Source organism: Pararhodobacter sp. SW119 (genome assembly GCF_017811755.1).
In the GTDB taxonomy this organism is placed as follows: Bacteria; Pseudomonadota; Alphaproteobacteria; order Rhodobacterales; family Rhodobacteraceae; genus Pararhodobacter.
In genome coordinates, this window is record NZ_JADDJF010000013.1 from 1 (window position 1) to 19835 (window position 19835).

The following is a 19835-nucleotide window of genomic DNA, read 5'->3' on the forward strand; positions in this document are numbered from 1 at the left end:
AAAAAGAAGGCGCCGACAGTACGCATTCCTTCGAAACTGCTCGCCCATCTGCGTCTTTGGGAAAAACCAGCAAGAGCGAGTGGGTGGTTGAGTTTCGGGGAGGCGGAGTCGCGTGCGTCAAAAAAGCCTGGGAGACTGCAAGGACCGAGGCCAATTTGCGGCAGGTCACGAGACATACCCTCCGGCACACGTCCATCACATGGGCCATGCAGGCCGGCGTCGACAATTGGCAAGCCACCGGGTACTTCGGGGTGAGCATAGATACCCTGGAGCGTGATTACGTGCACCAACATCCAGATTATCAGAGCGATGCGCTGCACGCCGCCAATCGAGGTGGCCGCCGCCGCGCTGGCTGATATGCTGATCGCGCTGACGATCTTGCCCGTCGTTCCCTTGGAACGGCGGGCGTTTCTTTTTTGGTGTCAGCGCAAACGCGGCCTCGGAAACTCCGTGATCGGGGTGCGATTCCGGTTGCACCACTATCCGCGGGCGCAGTATTTCTGGCACGGGCCCCAGAAATCGACGTCCAAAGAAACGACGAACGGCCCCAAAGGGTCCTTGTTTTATTGGTCGGAGTGAGAGGATTCGAACCTCCGGCCCCTGCCTCCCGAAGACAGTGCTCTACCAGGCTGAGCTACACTCCGTACCGAGTGCGGACCTACCCTTAGGTGCGGTGATTTGCAAGTCCTATGGCATGGGGTTCCGTCTTTTCGGAATGAGCCGATCGTGGGGCAGAACGACCGGAAATCCGGGCGCTCAACCGCGCAGGCGCGCGGCGCCGAGGGCGCTTGGTCCGAGCATCGCCGCCGCAGTCAGCAAGCAGAGCGCCAAGCCGCCGATCTGGTAGCTGAGCCCGGACAGTAGCGTGCCCAAAAGCCGACCGGCGGCATTGGCCATGTAGTAGAACCCCACGTCCATGGTGACCCGGGACTCGCTCGAGAAGGCGAGGATCAGCCAGGAATGCAGCGCCGAATTGATGGCGAACAACGCGCCGAAAAGCAGAAGGCCAAGGACCAGCACGGTGGTAAGCCAAGGTGCCGGCGTACCGGCCAGAAAGACCAGCAGGGCGAGTGCCGCGGGCACCACGAGCAGCGCCAGAACCCAGGCGCGGGCCTCGGCGACGAGTTCAGCGGCAGTCCGCCTGTGGGCCCGCAGTACGCGCGGCGCTGCAGCTTGTACCGCACCGTAGAAGATGATCCAGCCGGCCATGAAGGTTCCGATCAGGAAAAAGGCGGTGCGGTTCCCCTCGGCAGAACCATCCGAGAGCACCGAATAGAAGTAGACCGGGACGCCGACCACGAACCAGACATCGCGCGCGCCGAAGAGAAAGATCCGGGCAAAGGCAAGTCGGTTGATGTTGGGGTCGCGCGACCAGACCTCGTTGAATGCAACACCCTTGCGTCCGGCGGGCAGCCCGACTGGCATGCCTATCAGCACAGCGAGCAGGATAACTGACAGAAGTGCCGCCATCGCCAGCACCGCCGGCACGAAGCCCAGGGTCGCCAACAGGACCGCGCCCAGCAGGAAACCCAGCCCCTTGATCGCGTTTTTCGATCCGGTCAACGCGGCGACCCACCGGAAAAGCCCGTCGCCTTCGGTCGGCGCCAGCAATTTCACCGCGCTTTTCGAGGACATCTTTGCGAGATCCTTGGCCAGCCCCGAGGCGCCTTGGACTGCCATCACGTAGGCGACCGAGGCGCCAATCGCCCAACCTGGGTCCAGCTGCGCCAGTGCAAGTAGCGCCGCCACCTGCAACCCCAGCCCGGCATAAAGCGTACGCGTCAATCCGTAGCGGGCGCCGATCCATCCGGCGGAATAGTTGGTCAAGATCCCGGCCAGTTCGTAGAGCAGGAACAGGTAGGCCAGTTGAACCGGCGAGAAGCCAAGGATGTGAAAGTGCAGCAGAACCAGCATCCTCAGCGCGCCATCCGACAGCATGAACGCCCAGTAGGCTGCCGTCACCGCGACATAGGCGGCAAGCGGCCGTTGCGTCACGCTTCGCCCGCCATCAGTGCCACGTCGATCAAGCGGTGGGCATAGCCCATCTCGTTGTCGTACCAGGCATAGACCTTCACATGCGTACCGTTTACAACCATGGTCGACTGGGCGTCGATGATCGCTGACCTGGTGTCCGATCGGTAGTCTGTCGAAACGAGCGGGCGCTCCTCGTACCCGAGGATCCCCTTGAGAGGCCCTTCGGCGGCGGTCCTGAAAAGCGCATTGACCTCTTCAACCGATGTCTGACGTTCGACTTCGAACACGCAATCGGTGAGCGAGGCGTTCAGAAGCGGCACGCGCACCGCATGCCCGTTCAGACGGCCCTCAAGCTCAGGATAGATCAGCGAGATCGCGGTGGCCGATCCGGTAGTGGTGGGAATGAGGTTGAGGAGCGCAGATCGCGCGCGCCGGAGATCCTTGGCAGGGCGGTCGACGATTGTCTGACTGTTGGTGACGTCGTGAATCGTGGTGATCGATCCGTGGCGGATACCGATCCCCTCGTGCAGGACCTTGACCACGGTCGCGAGGCAATTGGTAGTGCAGCTTGCGGCGCTGACGATCCGGTGGCGCGCGGGATCGAAGTTTTCCTGATTGACGCCCCAGACGATGTTCGCCGCCGAATCCTCCTTCACTGGGGCCGATACGACGACGCGCCTGACCCCCGCCTCAAATGCCGGCGCAAGCGCGGCGGCGGTCTTGTGCGCGCCGGTGCAGTCGATCAGGACATCGACGCCGGCCAATGGCAGATCCGACAGACTGCGCGATTTCGTCACAGCGATCCGCTGGCCGTCGATCGTGATGCTGTCCGCATCGTGCGAAAAGCGTGCGGGCCAGCGGCCATGTACCGAATCGAACTCGAGCAAATGGGCGTGCATGGCCGGATCGCCTTCAAGGTCGTTCACGAAGGCGACTTCGGCGCCACGTTCCAGAAGAGGACGCAGTGCGAGCGTGCCGATACGACCCAACCCGTTGATTGCGTAGCGTGTCACGTCAAGATCTCATCCGGTCTAGGCTTCGAGCGTGGCGATGCGATCGACGGCGCGCTGCAAGTCCGGGCGCGCCAGATCGCTGGGAAGGTCCGCTAAGGCCTTGATCCGGGCGCGCAGAATGAGGAAAGCTTCGGCATAGGCTTCGGGCGTGGCGAGTTCAACAGGGTCGGGTACCGGCCAATGCGCCGCGATCGGGGCTCCCGGCCAGGCGGCAAGATCCGCACTTGCGGCACGATTGCAAACAGTGATCACGAAATCCATCTGCGGTGCGTCATCGCCCCGAAACTGCGTGACCGGCTTGGAATAGAGGGAGTCGGTTTCGTGCCGCAGCTCGCGCAGCATCGCCATGGCCTGTGGGTCGGGTTTCGACCGCGGATCGATGCCGGCGGAGAAGGCTTCGAACCGGCTCCCGGCGCTTTGCCGCAAGATCGCCTCGGCCATCAGCGAGCGGGCCGAATTTGCCACGCACAGGAAGAGGACATTCCGGACGCGGCCTGGTTTGCCGGGCATCGCAGGGGTGACGCGCGCGCGGCAGCAGTCGCGCCAGAGATAGTCGGTCAGCCCCTCCGCCTCGGCCATGACGGGCGCATATCGCAACGAGGTTCCCCGACGCTCCTGCTCGATCAGGCCGGCTTCGGCGAGGTCCGACAGATATCCACTGAGGGTCGATGGTCGAATGTCGAGTGTGGTGCCGATCTCTCCGGCCGGGACGCGATCAGGGTAACGACGCATCAGGAGGCGGAATACCGACAGCCGCTGAGGATGGGCAAGGGCGGCGAATTGGGAGACATATTTTTCCATGTTTCACAAAATACCAGCCTTGCTGCAATGCAGCAAGCCCCGGCGGTCGCCGAATGGGGGTATCTTGCCGATCCGTCACGGGATGCTAGCATTCGCCGAGAAATCAGAGGGAGCGAGACATGAGCCGAACGGCGACGCGCAAAATCGGAAATGCCGAAGTGACGATCCTGACCGATGGCGGGATCAGCTTCCCGGCGGAGTATTTCCCCGGCACGGACGAGGCGCATATCGAAGAGTTGCTTCGGGATGCCGGTAGAAGCGAGATCGAGACGAACTTCAACGCGGTGCTTATCCGCAGCGGGGGGCGGGTCATTCTGGTCGATGCGGGGCCGCGCGACCTGTTCGGGCCGACCTGTGGCTTCCTGCCGGAGGCGTTGAAGGAGGCGGGCGTTTCCCCGGCGGAGGTCGACACGCTTCTTGCGACGCATCTGCACCCCGACCATGTCGCCGGGATGATCACGGCGGAGGGCAAGGCTGTCTTCGAGAACGCGGTGCTGCATGTGCCGGCGGCGGAGCGGGCCTTCTGGAGCGATGAGAGCAAGACGGTGGGGGAACCGCTGGCGGATTGGGGCAAGCTTGCGCGGGCGGTGCTGGCGGCCTATGCGGGCCGGCTTGAGGAAGCGGGGGACGGGATCGAGGTCGCGCCGGGGCTGAGCACGTTCGCGCTGCCGGGACACACACCGGGTCATAGCGGGTGGCGGCTGTCCTCGGGGGCCGAGCAGTTGCTGCACGTGGGCGACATCATCCACGCGCCGGCGTTGCAGGTGGCGGACCCGGAGGTGGGCATTGCCTTCGATCTGGACATGGACACGGCGCGGGCGACCCGCAAGCGACTGCTCGATGAACTGGCCAGCGATGGGGCGTTGTTTACCGGCGGGCATTTCCTGCACCCGGCCTTCCACCAGGTCGAGCGGAAGGGGCAGGGCTACCGGCTGGTGCGGCCCTGAGTCTGCCGGAACGCGGGTGGCGCGGCGACGGCCGATCAGGGCCGAAACGTGCGATCTGGCGGCGGTCAAGACAGGTGTTCGCATGCGAACATCTGGACAAGTATTTGCAATCGCTTTAGAAAAGCCGTGATCGCAATCGAATCTTAACCCTTCCGTCGACAGCGCAGGTCGCACAGGGAGGAAGATGGCGGGTCGCGGTTTCAGGCGGTGGGCGTCATTCGTCGAGGCCGGGTTCGTCGAGCAGGTGGCGGCCGTGGCGGTCCTCGACCTCGATCACCCAGAGGTCGCGGTCGCGCGCCCGGTCGCGGCCGATGCGCGCATCGATCTCGTCCTCGGCGCCGGCGGCGAGTTCGATCCAGCGGCGGCGGTCGGTCATCGGGTCGAAGACGCGCTGGAAGAGCTGCGCCCGACCGTCGCGCGTGGCAAGCTTGACCAGAACCGCGCCCGCCGAGGGGTCGCCCTTGGCCAGCACATAGGCGGGGATATTGGCGAGGCGCAAACGGTTGAGATAGGCGCGCACCCAGAAATTGGCGGTCAGGCGCGGGGTCATGGCGCCGCGAAGGGTCGACGGCGCAGGGGGGCGCAGCCCCCCTCTTCGGCGGTGCCGAATTCACCCCCAGGGATATTTGCGGACAGAAAATGGGGGCGGGGATCAGGCATCGCCGTCGCGGAAGTCGAGGCCCATCTCGCCGTAGCGCTCTGCCTCTTCCAGCCAGTTGGGGCGGACCTTGACCTGCAGGAAGAGATGCACGGGGCGCTCGAGAAAGGCCGCGATCTCGGTCCGGGCGGCGGTGCTGATCGCCTTGATCGTCTCGCCCTTGTGGCCCAGCACGATACCCTTGTGGCCGTCGCGGGCGACATAGATCAGCTGGTCGATGCGCACCGAGCCGTCCTTGCGTTCCTCCCAGCTGTCGGTCTCGACGGTCAGCTCGTAGGGGAGTTCCTGGTGCAGGCGGAGCGTGCATTTCTCGCGCGTCATCTCGGCGGCGATCATCCGCAGCGGCAGATCGGCGATCTGGTCCTCGGGGTAGAGCCGGGGCCCCTCGGGCAGGGTTTCGGCGAGCCAGCGCTTCAGATCCTCCACACCGTGGCCCTTCTCGGCCGAGATCATGAAGGTCTGGGCGAAGGGATAAGCCCCGTTGAGCGTTCTGGAAAGTTCCAGAAGCACCTCGGCCTTGACCTTGTCGATCTTGTTGATCGCCAGGGCCACGGCCTGACGCGGGTTCGACCGCTCGCGCAGCGTCTCGAGGATCGCGCGCACGCCTTCGGTCAGGCCACGCTGCGCCTCGATCAGCAGGACGACCACATCGGCATCGGCGGCCCCGCCCCAGGCGGCAGCGACCATTGCCCGATCCAGCCGGCGGCGGGGGCGAAAAAGGCCGGGCGTGTCGACGAAGACGATCTGCGCGGGGCCCTCGATGGCCACGCCGCGAATGCGCGTGCGGGTGGTCTGAACCTTGTGCGTCACGATCGAGACCTTGGCCCCGACCATGCGGTTGAGCAGCGTGGATTTCCCCGCGTTGGGTTCGCCGATCAGGGCGACGAAACCGGCGCGGGTCGGGGTGTCGGTCATGTCTCACCTTCCAGAATGTCGAGCAGGCGGCGGGCGGCGGCCTGTTCGGCCTGCCGCTTGGAGCCGGCGCTGGCGCGCGCGGTTTCGCCCCCCGCGAGGCGCACCTCGATGGTGAACTGCGGGGCGTGCGGCGGGCCTTCGCGGGCGGTTTCGGTGTAATCCGGCGGCGGATCTCCGCGCGCCTGGGCCCATTCCTGCAACATGGTCTTGGCGTCGCGCGAATCGGCCTCGACGCGCTGCAAGCGCTCGCCCCATTGCGTCAGGACGACGTTCCGCGCCGCCTCGAGGCCGGCGTCGAGGTAGACGGCGGCGATCACCGCCTCCATCGCGTCGGCGAGCAGCGCCTCCTTTCGGCGCCCGCCGGTCAGCATCTCTGACCTGCCCAGGCGCAGCACCGCGCCGAGGTCGAGTTGGCGGGCAACCTCGGCGCAGGTTTCCTTGCGCACGAGCGCGTTGAAGCGGGGGGCAAGCTGCCCTTCGCTGGCGCCGCGATCGGCCTTCAGCAGCGCCTCGGACATGATCAGGCCCAGCACCCGGTCGCCGAGGAATTCCAGGCGCTGGTTGTCGGGCCGGGTCTTCGAGCCGATCGAGGAGTGGGTCAGCGCCCGTTGCAGGAGTTCCGGCCGGGTGAAGTCATGCCCGAGGCGCGCGGCAAAGGCGGCGAATTCCGCCGAAAGCCTGACAGAGGCCGGTCGCGCCATCAGTCCAGCCGGTGGAAGAACCGGTCCGACCGCCAGGTCCAGAAAGCCAGCATCGACTGACCGGCCGAGGAGAACATGACCCGGCTGGCCCGTCCGATCAGGTGGTCGAAGGGCACCATGCCGACGCCGCCGGCGTTCTGCGGAACGCGGCTGTCGACGGAATTGTCGCGGTTGTCGCCGATGAAGAAGAACTGCCCCTCGGGGACGGTGAAGGCGGGGGTGTTGTCGGCGAAGCCGCGATCCTCGATGTTGAGGACGGGATAGCTGCGCCCGCCCGGCAGCGTCTCGATGGTGCGGGACTTCAGGCATTCGCCGCCCTGGCCGACGGGCGCGTTCTCGCACCTCGGAAACTGGCCCGCGGAGCCCTGGCGCGCGTAGACCTCGGAAAAATCGCCGGCGGGTTCCTGGGGCAGGGCTGTGTCGTTGAGGTAGAGCGTGCCGTCGCGCATCTGCACCCGGTCGCCGGGCAGGCCGATCACGCGCTTGATGAAATCCGAACCGGTCACCGGGTGGCGGAAGACGACGATGTCGCCGCGCTCGGGCTCGGTGGCGAAGATGCGGCCGGTGAAGGGGCACATCGCGAAGGGGCAGGAATAGCGCGAGTAGCCGTAGGCCATCTTGTTGACGAAGAGGAAGTCGCCGATCAGCAGCGTCTCTTTCATCGAGCCCGAGGGGATCCAGAACGGCTGGAAGAAGAGCGTGCGGAAGACGCCCGCGATGACCAGCGCCCAGAAGACGGTCTTGACCGTTTCCATCCAGCCGTCTTTCTTGTCGGTTCCGCTGCTCATCGTCATCCTGCTGTGGATCGCGTCAGAAAAAGGCGCCGCCCGAGGGACGGCGCCGACAGGTCGGCTTCTTGCGGGGCGGGGGGGCGCATGTCAAGCGCCACCGGGCGTCAGCCGACGACCGTGGCCTCGGTCGCGGCGCGCAGCTCATCCTCGGTCACGCCGTCGGCCAGTTCGACGATCTTCAGCCCGCCCTCGACCACGTCCAACACGCCGAGATTGGTGATGATCCGGTTGACGACGCCGGTGCCGGTCAGCGGCAGGGTGCAGGACTTCAGCACCTTGGACTCGCCGGCCTTGTTGGTGTGGTCCATGACGACGACGACACGCTTGACGCCGGCGACCAGGTCCATCGCGCCGCCCATGCCCTTCACCAGCTTTTTCGGGATCATCCAGTTCGCCAGATCCCCGTTTTCGGCCACTTCCATGGCGCCGAGGATGGCCATCGCAATCTTGCCGCCGCGGATCATGGCGAAGCTCTGCGCGCTGTCGAAATAGGCGGTGCGGGCGAGTTCGGTGACCGTCTGCTTGCCGGCGTTGATGAGATCCGGGTCGACCTCGTCCTCGGTCGGGAAGGGGCCGATGCCGAGCATGCCGTTTTCGGACTGGAGCGTCACGTCGACGCCCTCGGGGATGTAGTTGGCGACCAGCGTCGGTATGCCGATGCCGAGGTTGACGTACATCCCGTCCTTCAGTTCCTGCGCCGCGCGGGCGGCCATCTGGTTGCGGTCCCAGGGCATCTTTCTCTCCCTCAGTTCAGGTTCAGGGCTGCGCGGCGTTCATCGCGCGCGGCGATCAGCAGGTCGCGGATGGCGGGGGCCAGCGCCTCTTCGGGCAGGCGCAGCTTGACGTGGCGCAGGGTCTTGCCGGTACCATCCAGCAGCCCCTCGGGATCGGGCAGGTGCGCGCCCTGGAAGAAGCCGAGGTTCACATGCGCCTTGAAGGCGCGCGCGTAGGCGTAGCCGGCCTTCATCTTGCCGCCGGGATAGCCCCAGGTGACCGTCTGTTCCTTGCGGCTGGCGGTTTCGATCGCGTCGGGGTGCAGATCCTCGACAAGACTGCGCACCGCGCCGAGCACCGGGGCGAAGCCGCCGGCGCTTGCCGTGACGTCCTCGAACGTGCCCAGGCGGTCGTCGATCTGCATCACGCGGCCCGGATGGTGCGCTGTTCGATCCGCTTTTCGTGCTCGCCCTGGATCAGGCGGTGGACGTAGATGCCGGGCAGGTGGATGCCGTCGGGGTCGAGGGCGCCGCGGGGGACGATCTCCTCGACCTCGGCGATGCAGATCTTGCCGCAGGTGGCGGCGGGCGGGTTGAAGTTGCGGGCGGTCTTGCGGAAGACGAGGTTGCCGGTGTCGTCGGCCTTCCAGGCCTTGACGATCGACAGGTCGGCGAAGATGCCGCGTTCGAGGATGTAGGTCTCGCCGTCGAAATCCTTGTGTTCCTTGCCCTCGGCGATGACGGTGCCGACGCCGGTCTTGGTGTAGAAGCCGGCGATGCCGGCGCCGCCGGCGCGCATGCGTTCGGCCAGCGTGCCCTGCGGGTTGAATTCCAGCTCCAGCTCGCCCGAGAGGTACTGGCGCATGAACTCGGCGTTCTCGCCGACGTAGGAGGACATCATCTTCTTGACCTGCTTGGACTGCAGCAGCAGGCCGAGCCCGAAATCGTCGACGCCCGCGTTGTTGGAGGCGATGGTCAGGTCCTTGACGCCGGCGTCGCGGATCGCGGCGATCAGAAGTTCCGGGATGCCGCAGAGGCCGAAGCCGCCGGCGGCGATGGTCATTCCGTCGAAGAGAACCCCGTCCAGGGCCTCGGCTGCCGAGCCGTAGATCTTTTGCATGCGCTCCCCCGAAGATTGTCCGCCCCCGTTCTGGCGCGGCGATGCAGCGAAGTCAAGGAAGCGGGGCGGGATGGCGCGGGCACGGGGCGCGGGGGCCGAAGCGGCGGCCTGCTCAAGCTTGAGCAATCGAGCAAGGCATTGAAATCCATATGTTAGGCGTAACAATTTTACCGGATCTTAACCCGGATTCGGCGCCGGGGCGGTCAGGCAGGCCCTAACCCGATGCCTTGCGTTTGGCAGCGGGCTTCTTTGTCGTTGCGGACTTGGTCGTCGACTTGGTTGCGGTCTTGGCCTTGGCCGCGCTCGCGCTTTTCGACTTGGTGGCGGTCTTGGCGCGGGCGGGGGGTTTCTTCTTGCCCTTGGCGCCGGCCTTGGCCGCGACCAGTTCCAGCGCCTGTTCCAGCGTCACGTCCTCGGGCTCCATGCCCTTCGGCAGGGTCGCGTTGACCTTTTCCCATTTGACGTAGGGGCCGTAGCGGCCGGCCATGACCGCGACCTTGCCGCCCGAGGGATGCTCGCCCAACTCGCGCAGGGGGGCGGCGGCGACGCGGCCGCCGCGGGTGGCCTTTGCGGCGATCAGGTCCAGCGCGCGGTTCATGCCGACGGTGAAGACCTCCTCGACCTCGGGCAGGTTGGCGTAGGTGCGGTTGTGCTTGACGTAGGGGCCGTAGCGGCCGATGCCGGCCTCGACCGGCTCGCCATCCTCGGGGTGGTCGCCCACCTTGCGGGGCAGGGCCAGAAGGGTCAGGGCGCGTTCCAGGTCGATCGAGTCGATCTCCCAGCCCTTGGGCAGGCTGGCGCGTGGGGGTTTCGGCACGTCCTCGGTCACCTCGCCGCGCTGGACATAGGGGCCGAAGCGGCCGGTGCGCAGATAGATCGGATCGCCCGCGTCATGGCCCAGAAGCTTGCCGTCGCCGGAGAGTTCCGCATCGGCCTCGTCGGCGCCCAGGGGGCGGGTATAGCGGCAGTCGGGGTAGTTGGAGCAACCGATGAACGCCCCGCCGGAGCGCGCGGTCTTCAGGTTCAGCCGGCCGGCGCCGCAATTCGGGCAGACGCGCGGGTCGGTTCCATCCTCGCGCGGGGGGTAAAGGTGCGGGGCGAGGATCTCGTCGATCTTTTCCAGCACTTCGGTGATGCGCAGATCGGCGGTTTCCGCAAGATGCGCCGAGAAGTCGCGCCAGAAGCGGTCCAGCACCTCCTTGTAGTCGCGCTCGCCGGCCGAGACATCGTCGAGTTGTTCCTCAAGGTCGGCGGTAAAGTCGTATTCGAGGTATTTGCGGAAGTAGTTGACCAGAAAGATCGTGACCAGCCGGCCCTTGTCCTCGGGGATCAGGCGGTTCTTGTCCTTGCGGACATAGCCGCGGTCCTGGATCGTCGTGACGATGGAGGCGTAGGTGGAAGGGCGGCCGATGCCCAGTTCCTCCATCCGCTTGACCAGCGTCGCCTCGGTATAGCGCGGCGGCGGCTGGGTGAAGTGCTGCTCGGGCGTGACGGCGCGCTTTTCCAGCGCGTCGCCCTGAGTCATCTGCGGCAGGCGCTTGTCGTCGTCATCGACGACATCGTCGCGACCTTCCTCGTAGATCTTCAGGAACCCGTCGAAAAGGACCACCTGCCCGGTCGCGCGCAGGCCGACCTGCCCGTCCTTCGAGCCGATCTCCACCGTCGTGCGCTCCAGCCGTGCGGCCTCCATCTGGCAGGCCAGCGTGCGCTTCCAGATCAGGTCATAGAGCTTGCGCTGATCGCCCTCGGCCAGACGCAGCTTGGCGGGGTCGGCCGACATGTCGGTGGGGCGGATGCATTCGTGCGCTTCCTGCGCGTTCTTGGCCTTGTTCTTGTACATGCGGGGGCTTTTGGGGACGTAGTCGGCGCCGTAGCGGCGCTTGATCTCGTCGCGGGCGGCCATCACCGCCTCGGGCGCCATGTCGATGCCGTCGGTGCGCATGTAGGTGATGTGCCCGGCCTCGTAGAGCCGTTGCGCGGTGGACATGCACTGTTTCGCGCCCATGCCGAACTTGCGGCTGGCCTCCTGCTGCAGGGTCGAGGTCATGAAGGGGGCGGCGGGGCTGCGGCTGGCGGGTTTCGCCTCGACCGACTGCACGGACAGGTCGCGGCTGGTGACGGCCTGCACGGCCATCTCGGCAGCGGTGGAATCCTTGAGCGAGAATTTTTCCAGCTTGTCGCCGGCGAGGCTGACGAGGCGAGCGGTAAAGACCTGCCCGCGCGGGGTGGTCAGTTCGGCGCTGACGGTCCAGTATTCCTCGGCGCGGAAGGCCTCGATCTCCATCTCGCGCTCGACGATCAGGCGCAGGCAGACGGACTGGACGCGGCCGGCGGACTTGGCGCCGGGCAGCTTGCGCCAGAGGACGGGGCTGAGGTTGAAGCCGACGAGGTAGTCGAGCGCGCGGCGGGCGAGATAGGCGCGCACCAGTTCCATGTCGACCTCGCGCGGGGCCTTCATCGCCTGGGTCACGGCGTCCTTGGTGATGGCGTTGAAGACGACGCGCTTGACTGGCGTGTCCTTTTTCAGGGCGCGGGATTTCACCAAGGCCTCGGTCAGGTGCCAGCTGATCGCCTCGCCCTCGCGATCCGGGTCGGTGGCGAGGATCAGGTCGTTGTCGGATTTCAGCGCCTCGGCGATGGCGCGGACATGCTTGCGGCTGTCCGCGGCGACTTCCCACTTCATCTCGAAATCGTGTTCGGGATCGACCGAGCCGTCCTTCGGCGGCAGGTCGCGGACATGGCCGAAGGAGGCGAGGACCGTGTAGCCGGCGCCCAGATACTTGTTGATGGTCTTCGCCTTTGCGGGCGACTCGACGACGACAACAGCCATGCAAGCCCCTGTTTGGAAACGTCAATCACTGGTTTTCGACACTCGCGCCACCGGGATGGCGCGGCGCCTAGATGCGAGCGGTCGTGGCCGCTTGTCAATCTGTGCTTGCAAATTCACGCGGCAATGGGGCACCGGCGCGGGCGGTGCGGGGCCTCAGATCCTCGCGAGCAGGCCGCCCGGCTGGCGTTCGATCCGGCCGTCGAGTTCCAGAAAGAGGATCGCCGGGGCGAGGGTCGCGGCGGGTAGCGCGAGGTCGCGGATGAGTTGATCCTCGGCCAGCGGCGAGGGGCCGAGGCGGTCGAGGATCTGGCGATGCAGTCCCAGCGCATCGGGGGCGCGCGCGGGCCGGGGCGCGGCGGCGGGCGGGGGCGCGCGGTGGGCTGGCGGCGATACGGCGGGGGATTCCAGTTGAAGCTGCAGCGGGGTTTCCAGCGCCTCGAGGATGTCGGCGACGTCGCGGATCAGGCGCGCCCCGTCGCGGATGAGCGCGTTGCAGCCGGCGGCGCGCGCGTCCAGGGGATGGCCGGGCACGGCCAGAACCTCGCGCCCCTGATCGAGCGCGTCGCGGGCGGTGATCAGGCTGCCGGAGCCCTCGGCGGCCTCGACCACGACGACGGCGCGGGACAGGCCCGAGATGAGGCGGTTGCGGCGCGGGAAATGGCGCGCCTGCGGTTGCAGGCCCATCGGCTGTTCGGAAATCCGCAGCCCCTGGTGGCCGATGTCGGTGCCGAGCGGGGCGTTCTCGGTCGGGTAGAGGATGTCGACGCCGCCGGCGAGAACCGCGATCGTTCCGGTCGTGAGGGTGGCGGTGTGCGCGACGGCGTCCACGCCGCGCGCCAGGCCCGAGACGAGGACGAAGCCGTGTTCGCCCAAGCCCTCGGCCAGTTTGCGCGCCATGCGCTGCCCGAGGCTGGAGGCGTTGCGCGCCCCGACCAGCGCGACGGCGGGCCGCTGGCCCAGTTCGCGCCGGCCGACCGCCCAGAGGACCGGCGGCGCGTCGGGGATGCCGGCCAGTGCCGGGGGATAGTCCGGCGCGCCGAGGCAGAGCATCACGGCGCCGGCGCGCGCGGCGGCGTCGCGTTCGCGCAGGACGGTGTCGCGGGGGCAGGGGGTGTAGCTGTCGATGCCGGCAGCACCGGCGATGCCCGGCAGCGCGTCGAGCGCGGCGGCGGCGGTGCCGTGTTCGGCGATCAGTCGCTGAAAGGTGGAAGGCCCGACGCGGCGGGAGCGAATGAGGCGAAGCCAGTCGAGCCGGTCTTCTTCCGTGGTGGGTGGGGTGAAGGGTGTGGGAGAAGAAAGCAAATCCCCGGCCCGTCCCAACCTCGCCTCATTCGAGTCAAAATGTGCGGGACAGAGATTAACAGCTGGTGAATATTCTCCGGGTCGATGAGGAAAAAATTCAGTCCTGCGGCGGAAACGGGGCGCGGATCAGGCAACCCCGCCAACCGTCAACCCGCCGATCAGCAGGCTGGGCTGGCCCACGCCCACCGGCACCCATTGACCGGCCTTGCCGCAGGTGCCCATGCCGGGGTCGAGCGCCATGTCGTTGCCGATGGCGCGAATCTTCTGCAGCGCGGTCGGCCCGTCGCCGATCAGCGTCGCGCCATTGATCGGCGCGCCGACCTGGCCGTTCTTCACGCGATACGCCTCGGTGCAGGAGAATACGAACTTGCCGTTGGTGATGTCGACCTGCCCGCCGCCGAATCCCACGGCATAGATGCCGTCGGCCATGTCGGCGACCAGCGCGCCGGGTTCGGCGTCGCCGGCCAGCATGATCGTGTTGGTCATCCGCGGCATCGGCGCATGGGCGTAGCTTTCACGCCGGCCGTTGCCGGTGGCCGCCATCCCCATCAGCCGCGCGTTCTGCCGGTCGTGCATGTAGCCCACCAGCATTCCGTCCTCGATCAGCACGGCGCGCGAGGAGGGCGTCCCCTCGTCATCGATGGTGAGGGAGCCGCGGCGATCCGGCAGGGTGCCGTCGTCGACGACGGTGACGCCGGGGGCGGCGACTCGCTTGCCCATCAGCCCGGCAAAGGCCGAGGTCTGCTTGCGGTTGAAGTCGGCCTCCAGCCCATGGCCCACGGCCTCGTGCAGCAGGATGCCCGGCCAGCCGGGCCCGAGGACCACGTCCATCACGCCGGCGGGCGCGGGCTCGGCGCGCAGGTTGACGGTGGCGATGCGCAAGGCCTCCAGCGCGTGCGGGCGCCAGTGATCGGCCTGCAGCAGGCCCGAGAGGCCGATGCGACCGCCGCCCCCGGCGCTGCCGCTTTCGCGGCGCCCGTCCTGTTCGACGATGACCGAGATGTTGATCCGCACCATCGGGCGGGTGTCGGACAGGACCTGGCCATCGGGGCGCAGGATGACGACCTGCTGCAACGAGGCGGCGAGCGAGGCCGTGACCTGCACGACGCGCGGGTCCTCGGCGCGCAGGAAGTCGTCGATGGCGCGCAGCGTGTCGATCTTGGTGGCAAAGGGCGCGTCGAGGACCGGATCGGCATCGGTATAGAGCCGCCGGTTGGTGCCGGCGGGCGGTGCGGCCATCACCGCGCCGCCAGCACCGACCGCCAGGCGCGCGGTTTCGGACGCGCGTTGCAGCGCCGGTTCGTCGACATGGGTCGAATGGGCGTAGCCGACCACCGCGCCGCGGACCGCGCGCAGGCCGAACCCCTCGGATGCGTCGAACCCGGCCGAGCGGATGCGCCCGTCGTCCAGCACCAGCGATTCCGAATGCCGGCGTTCAAGGAACAGCTCGCCGTCGTCGGCGCCGGCGACCGCCTGTTTAAGAAGGCCAAGGGCGCGCGCCTTGTCGAGCGCGGTCTCGAAAGGGCGAAAGGGGGCGTCTTCGGCGGGGCGGGCGGGCGCGGTGGACATGGGGAACCTTTGCGATTTGCCGGTAGCCGCGACCGGGGACGGGTCGCGGCGGGATGACGCATCGGCGGACTTGTCCCGCCGATGCTAATGTGGTTTTAGGATGCAGGGAAACCGCGGCGACCTGCAATGCCCCAAATTCGGGCCTTCAACCGCTGTGGCACGAAAACGACCGCGATCGGGCCGCGGCGAGGAACGGGAACCGGAAATGAGATTCAATCGCGATTTCATGCGGGTGGGTGCGGGGCTTTCGACCGGTGTGCTGACGCTGGCGCTGGCCGGTGCCGCCTATGCGCAGAGCCTGCCGGTCAGGGGTGAGCCGATCGAGCGCGGAATGGCGCTGCAATCCTCGGCAACGTCGATCAAGCACGATGCGGTGTGGCTGGACAACATGCTGCTGTGGATCATCGTGCCGATCACGATTTTCGTCATGGCCCTGCTGCTGTGGGTGATCGTCTTCCACAATGCGCGGGCCAATCCGACGCCGTCGCGGTTCACGCACAATTCGCCGCTGGAAGTGGCCTGGACCGCGGTGCCCATCCTGATCCTGATCTTCATCGGCTCCTTCACCGTGCCGGCGCTGTTCCGCGAGCAGATCATGCCCGAGCCCGAGGTGACGATCAAGGTGACCGGCTACCAGTGGCACTGGGGCTACGAATATGTCGATCACGAGGTCGAGTTCCTGAGCTTCATGCTGGAGCGCGAGGAACTGGCCGAGCACGGCTACGAGGACCGCCACTACCTGCTGGCGACCGATACCGCCGTGGTCGTGCCGGTCGGGCGCGATGTCGTGATGCAGGTGACCGCCGCCGACGTGATCCATTCCTGGACGATCCCCGCCTTCGGCGTGAAGCAGGACGGCATTCCCGGCCGTCTTGCGGAACTGTGGTTCAACGTCGATCAGGAAGGCATCTATTTCGGCCAGTGTTCCGAACTGTGCGGCCAGGCGCATGCCTACATGCCGATCACCGTGCACGCGGTGAGCGAAGAGGCCTATATCGCCTGGCTCGAGGCGCAGGGGGCCGAGAACCTGGCCGCCGCGCCGGGATACGAGCGGCTGCGGCAGCTTGCGGCGACCGAGTGACGCGACCGACCGCGCGGCGGCGTGACCCTTCCGCCGCGACCCGCACGAGGACCCAATGAGCGACATACGCGTCGATATCACCCACAAGACCGAGCCTGCGGAAGCGGGCTTCGGCGATTTCGTGGCCCTGCTCAAGCCGCGGGTGATGTCGCTGGTCGTCTTCACCGCGCTGGTCGGCCTGCTGGTCGCGCCGAATACGCTGCATCCGATCGAGGCTTTCGCGGCGATCGTCTTCATCGCGCTGGGCGCGGGGGCGGCGGGCGCGCTGAACATGTGGTGGGATGCCGATATCGACCGGCAGATGCGCCGCACCGCGCGCCGCCCGGTACCCGCCGGCACCGTCGAGCCGGGCGAGGCGCTGGGGTTCGGGCTGGGGCTGTCGCTGATCGCGGTCTTCATGCTGGGGCTGGCGGCGAACTGGCTGGCGGCGGGGCTGCTGGCCTTCACGATCTTCTTCTATGCCGTCGTCTACACGATGTGGCTGAAACGCGCGACGCCGCAGAACATCGTCATCGGGGGCGCGGCGGGGGCCTTTCCGCCGATGATCGGCTGGGTGGTGGCGACGGGCCATGTGGGGATCGAGGCGGTCCTGATGTTCGCGCTGATCTTCATGTGGACGCCGCCGCATTTCTGGGCGCTGGCGCTCTTCATGAACGACGACTACACCCGCGCGAAGGTGCCGATGCTGACCGTCACCCACGGCCGCCGCGCGACGCGGGTGCATGTGCTGGTCTACACGCTGGCGCTGGTGCCGGTGGCGCTGGGCGCGGGGCTGACCTCGATCGGCGGGCCTGTCTATCTGGCGGTGGCGCTGGTGCTCAATGCGATCTTCGTGGCCGGCGCGCTGCGCCTATCGCAGCGGACCGAGGTGGAGGCCGAGGCGGATCGCTACCGCGCCGAGAAGAGTTTCTTCAAGTTCTCGCTGCTCTACCTCTTTGGCCATTTCCTGGCCTTCCTGATCGAGGCGACGCCCTGGGCGGCGTTGCTGCGGTCGCAATTCGCATACTGGGGGCTCTGATGGCGCTGGCTCGCGATCACGAACTTCACCGCCGCCGCTTCGGCCGCAACCTGGGGGTGGCGCTGACGCTGGTGGCGTTCATCGCGCTGGTGTTCGGCCTGACGATCGCCAAGGTGTCGGGCGGCGGGACGGTGCAGGCGTTCGACCACACCTATCGCCCGGCCCTCGACCCGGCGATCGGCGGCGAAACGGGGGCGCGCGAATGATCGGGTTCTGGAAGCGGCTGGACGGCCCGCAGCGGACCGCCGCGCAGGCGACCGCGGTGGTCGTCCTGATGGCGGGCATGGGCTGGGCGGCGGTGCCGCTTTACGACCTCTTCTGCCGGGTGACCGGGTATGGCGGGACGACGCAGGTGGGTGCGGGCTCCGACCGGGTGCTGGACCAGACCATCCGGGTGCGCTTCGACGCCTCGAAGGCGCGCGACATGCCCTGGGAATTCCGGCCGGTCGAACGCACCATGGAAATCCGCCTGGGCGAGACCGGCATTGCCTTCTACGAGGCCTACAACCCGACCGACGAACCCGTCGCCGGCTCGGCCAGCTACAACGTGACGCCCTATGAGGCGGGGCTCTACTTCACCAAGATCGACTGCTTCTGCTTCCAGCACCAGGTGTTGCAGCCGGGCGAGCGGGTCGAGATGCCGGTGACCTTCTACGTCGATCCCGACATCCTGAACGACCGTGACGCGCAGGGCACGCACACGATCACGCTGTCCTACACCTTCCACCGGGCGCCGCTGAGCCCCGAGGATATCGCCGCGCTCGACGAGGGCGCGGAGCCACAGACCAACTGAGACACGACCCCCGGTCAGGGGGCGAGGGGCAAGCCGAGGGAACCAAAATGGCGCACGCAAAGAACCACGATTACCACATCCTGCCGCCGTCGATCTGGCCCTTCATCGGGGCCGTCTCGGGCTTCGTGATGCTTGTCGGGGCGATCCTGTGGATGAACGCCATGGGGCCGTGGATCTTCCTGATGGGCTTCGTCGGTGTGCTTTATGTCATGTACGCCTGGTGGGCCGACATCGTGGTCGAAAGCCACACCGGCGATCACACGCCGGTGGTGGTGATCGGCCTCAGGTACGGGTTCATCCTGTTCATCATCTCCGAAGTGATGTTCTTCGCCGCCTGGTTCTGGTCGTTCTTCAAGCACGCGCTCTATCCCATGCACCCCGAGGGGTTGAGCCCGGCCATCGACGGCGTCTGGCCGCCCGTGGGGGTCGAGACCTTCGATCCGTGGCACCTGCCGCTGATCAACACGCTTGTGCTGCTGCTGTCGGGCTGCGCCGCGACTTGGGCGCACCACGCCATCGTGCATGAGAACAACCGCAAGGACCTGCAGACCGGCCTGATCGTTGCCGTCGTGCTGGGCGTGATCTTCACCGGGCTGCAGGCTTACGAATATACGCACGCGGGCTTCGGCTTTGCCGGCAACATCTATGGCGCCAACTTCTTCATGGCGACCGGATTTCACGGCGCGCATGTCATCATCGGCACGATCTTCCTGTTCGTATGCTACCTGCGCGCCCGCGCCGGACATTTCTCGCCGGAACGCCATGTCGGGCTGGAAGCCGCCGCCTGGTACTGGCACTTCGTCGACGTGGTCTGGCTGTTCCTCTTCGCCTCGATCTACGTCTGGGGCCAGTAGCGCCCGCGCCTGAACATCCCTTGAGTGTCGGCGCGTGCCCTTCGCGGGGCGCGCGCCGTCCGTTTCGGAGCCCGCCATGTCCGCCCGGTTGATCCCCGCCCTGATCCTCGGCATCGCCGGCGTCGCGGTGCTGATGTCGCTGGGCTTCTGGCAGCTTTCGCGGCTGGATCAGAAACTGGCGCAGATCGCCGCGATCGAAGCGCGGATCGGCGACGCGCCGCGCCCCCTGCCGGCGCAGCCCGACCCGGAGGCCGATCGCTTCCGCCCGGTCACCGTCACCGGGCGCTACACGGGCGCGGTCGCGCACGTGCTTTCCTCGCGCGAGGGGTTCGGACCGGGCAGCCGGGTCATCGCCGAATTCGAGACTGCCGAGGGCCGGCGCCTGCTGGTCGACCGCGGCTACCTGCCTGCGGCCGCGCGCGAGAGCGCCGGGTTTGCGTCGGAAACCTTCACGCTTAGCGGCAATCTCGACTGGCCGCAGGACACCGACAGCTATACGCCAGAGCCCGACCTGGACCGGAACCTGTGGTTTGCGCGGTCGGTCGTGCCGCTTTCCCGGCATCTGGGGACCGAGCCTGTGATGGTCGTGGCGCGGTCGGATGCGCCGGTGCCAAGGCTGGTGACGGATCCGGTCAACAGCGCCGGGCTGCGCAACGACCACCTGGAATACGCGATCACCTGGTTTCTGCTGGCCGCGACCTGGGCGGGGATGACACTCTTTCTTCTCTGGCGTATCAGGCAGGGCAGGGCCTGAA

The 19835-nt window shown here is 67.0% G+C and carries 20 protein-coding genes, 1 tRNA gene and 1 pseudogene; 8 read left to right on the plus strand and 14 right to left on the minus strand.

Annotated elements, in window-relative coordinates; genetic code table 11:
* Positions 1 to 356, plus strand: a pseudogene (locus IM708_RS09675) (hypothetical protein); the annotation flags it as partial.
* Between the two features lie 211 nt (positions 357 to 567).
* Here IM708_RS09675 and IM708_RS09680 read toward each other — a convergent pair.
* The 4 genes from IM708_RS09680 to IM708_RS09695 all read right to left on the minus strand — a co-directional run bounded on the left by IM708_RS09680 (position 568) and on the right by IM708_RS09695 (position 3788).
* Positions 568 to 644, minus strand: a tRNA-Pro gene (locus IM708_RS09680).
* 112 nt (positions 645 to 756) lie between these two features.
* Positions 757 to 1995: an organoarsenical effux MFS transporter ArsJ gene (gene arsJ / locus IM708_RS09685; RefSeq protein ID WP_209426319.1), complete on the minus strand. Its 1239-nt coding sequence runs from the start codon at positions 1993 to 1995 to the stop codon at positions 757 to 759.
* Entirely contained in the window at positions 1992 to 2987 is a 996-nt protein-coding gene (locus tag IM708_RS09690) for an ArsJ-associated glyceraldehyde-3-phosphate dehydrogenase (RefSeq protein WP_209426320.1), read from the minus strand. The genes arsJ and IM708_RS09690 overlap by 4 nt, the downstream gene beginning before the upstream one ends.
* 18 nt (positions 2988 to 3005) lie before the next feature.
* Entirely contained in the window at positions 3006 to 3788 is a 783-nt protein-coding gene (locus IM708_RS09695) for a helix-turn-helix domain-containing protein (RefSeq protein WP_209426321.1), read from the minus strand.
* Positions 3789 to 3907: 119 nt separating this feature from the next.
* On the opposite strand from IM708_RS09695, the gene IM708_RS09700 reads away from it, so the two are divergent.
* Entirely contained in the window at positions 3908 to 4735 is an 828-nt protein-coding gene (locus IM708_RS09700; RefSeq protein WP_209426322.1) for an MBL fold metallo-hydrolase, read from the plus strand.
* A gap of 214 nt (positions 4736 to 4949) precedes the next feature.
* Here the strand turns inward: IM708_RS09700 and IM708_RS09705 are convergent, their stop codons facing one another.
* The 10 genes from IM708_RS09705 to IM708_RS09750 all read right to left on the minus strand — a co-directional run bounded on the left by IM708_RS09705 (position 4950) and on the right by IM708_RS09750 (position 15334).
* Positions 4950 to 5285: a DUF1491 family protein gene (locus IM708_RS09705; RefSeq protein ID WP_209426323.1), complete on the minus strand. Its 336-nt coding sequence runs from the start codon at positions 5283 to 5285 to the stop codon at positions 4950 to 4952.
* Between the two features lie 102 nt (positions 5286 to 5387).
* A complete protein-coding gene (gene era / locus IM708_RS09710) occupies positions 5388 to 6308 on the minus strand; it encodes a GTPase Era (protein ID WP_209426324.1) in 921 nt (306 codons plus the stop codon).
* Entirely contained in the window at positions 6305 to 7009 is a 705-nt protein-coding gene (gene rnc, locus IM708_RS09715; protein WP_209426325.1) for a ribonuclease III, read from the minus strand. The genes era and rnc overlap by 4 nt, the downstream gene beginning before the upstream one ends.
* The gene (gene lepB, locus IM708_RS09720) at positions 7009 to 7797 is read right to left on the minus strand and encodes a signal peptidase I (protein ID WP_209426326.1); all 789 of its coding nucleotides are present in this window, start codon (positions 7795 to 7797) and stop codon (positions 7009 to 7011) included. Before lepB ends, rnc begins: the two co-directional genes overlap by 1 nt.
* Before the next feature lie 107 nt (positions 7798 to 7904).
* Positions 7905 to 8534 carry a 3-oxoacid CoA-transferase subunit B gene (locus IM708_RS09725; protein ID WP_209426327.1) on the minus strand — a complete coding sequence of 210 codons (630 nt, stop codon included), beginning with the start codon at positions 8532 to 8534 and terminating at the stop codon, positions 7905 to 7907.
* An 11-nt stretch (positions 8535 to 8545) separates the two neighbouring features.
* Positions 8546 to 8938 (minus strand): DUF1801 domain-containing protein, encoded by a 393-nt coding sequence (locus tag IM708_RS09730; RefSeq protein ID WP_209426328.1) that lies wholly within the window; start codon positions 8936 to 8938, stop codon positions 8546 to 8548.
* The gene (locus IM708_RS09735; protein WP_209426329.1) at positions 8938 to 9633 is read right to left on the minus strand and encodes a CoA transferase subunit A; all 696 of its coding nucleotides are present in this window, start codon (positions 9631 to 9633) and stop codon (positions 8938 to 8940) included. Before IM708_RS09735 ends, IM708_RS09730 begins: the two co-directional genes overlap by 1 nt.
* 214 nt (positions 9634 to 9847) lie before the next feature.
* Positions 9848 to 12463, minus strand: coding sequence for a type I DNA topoisomerase (topA, locus tag IM708_RS09740; RefSeq protein WP_209426330.1), 2616 nt, complete (start codon positions 12461 to 12463; stop codon positions 9848 to 9850).
* 153 nt (positions 12464 to 12616) lie between these two features.
* Entirely contained in the window at positions 12617 to 13765 is a 1149-nt protein-coding gene (gene dprA / locus IM708_RS09745) for a DNA-processing protein DprA (protein ID WP_209426331.1), read from the minus strand.
* A gap of 126 nt (positions 13766 to 13891) precedes the next feature.
* Positions 13892 to 15334: a metallopeptidase TldD-related protein gene (locus tag IM708_RS09750; RefSeq protein WP_209426332.1), complete on the minus strand. Its 1443-nt coding sequence runs from the start codon at positions 15332 to 15334 to the stop codon at positions 13892 to 13894.
* A 226-nt stretch (positions 15335 to 15560) separates the two neighbouring features.
* Between IM708_RS09750 and coxB the strand changes: the two genes are divergently transcribed.
* From coxB to IM708_RS09780, 6 genes are all read left to right on the plus strand, one after another.
* Positions 15561 to 16415 (plus strand): cytochrome c oxidase subunit II, encoded by an 855-nt coding sequence (gene coxB / locus IM708_RS09755; protein WP_209426410.1) that lies wholly within the window; start codon positions 15561 to 15563, stop codon positions 16413 to 16415.
* Positions 16416 to 16470: 55 nt separating this feature from the next.
* Entirely contained in the window at positions 16471 to 17433 is a 963-nt protein-coding gene (gene cyoE, locus IM708_RS09760) for a heme o synthase (RefSeq protein ID WP_209426333.1), read from the plus strand.
* The gene (locus IM708_RS09765; protein WP_209426334.1) at positions 17433 to 17639 is read left to right on the plus strand and encodes a hypothetical protein; all 207 of its coding nucleotides are present in this window, start codon (positions 17433 to 17435) and stop codon (positions 17637 to 17639) included. Before cyoE ends, IM708_RS09765 begins: the two co-directional genes overlap by 1 nt.
* Positions 17636 to 18226: a cytochrome c oxidase assembly protein gene (locus IM708_RS09770; RefSeq protein ID WP_209426335.1), complete on the plus strand. Its 591-nt coding sequence runs from the start codon at positions 17636 to 17638 to the stop codon at positions 18224 to 18226. The genes IM708_RS09765 and IM708_RS09770 overlap by 4 nt, the downstream gene beginning before the upstream one ends.
* A 47-nt stretch (positions 18227 to 18273) precedes the next feature.
* Positions 18274 to 19080, plus strand: coding sequence for a cytochrome c oxidase subunit 3 (locus IM708_RS09775; RefSeq protein ID WP_209426336.1), 807 nt, complete (start codon positions 18274 to 18276; stop codon positions 19078 to 19080).
* Between the two features lie 76 nt (positions 19081 to 19156).
* Positions 19157 to 19834, plus strand: coding sequence for an SURF1 family protein (locus tag IM708_RS09780; RefSeq protein WP_209426337.1), 678 nt, complete (start codon positions 19157 to 19159; stop codon positions 19832 to 19834).
* Position 19835: the final 1 nt, after the last annotated feature.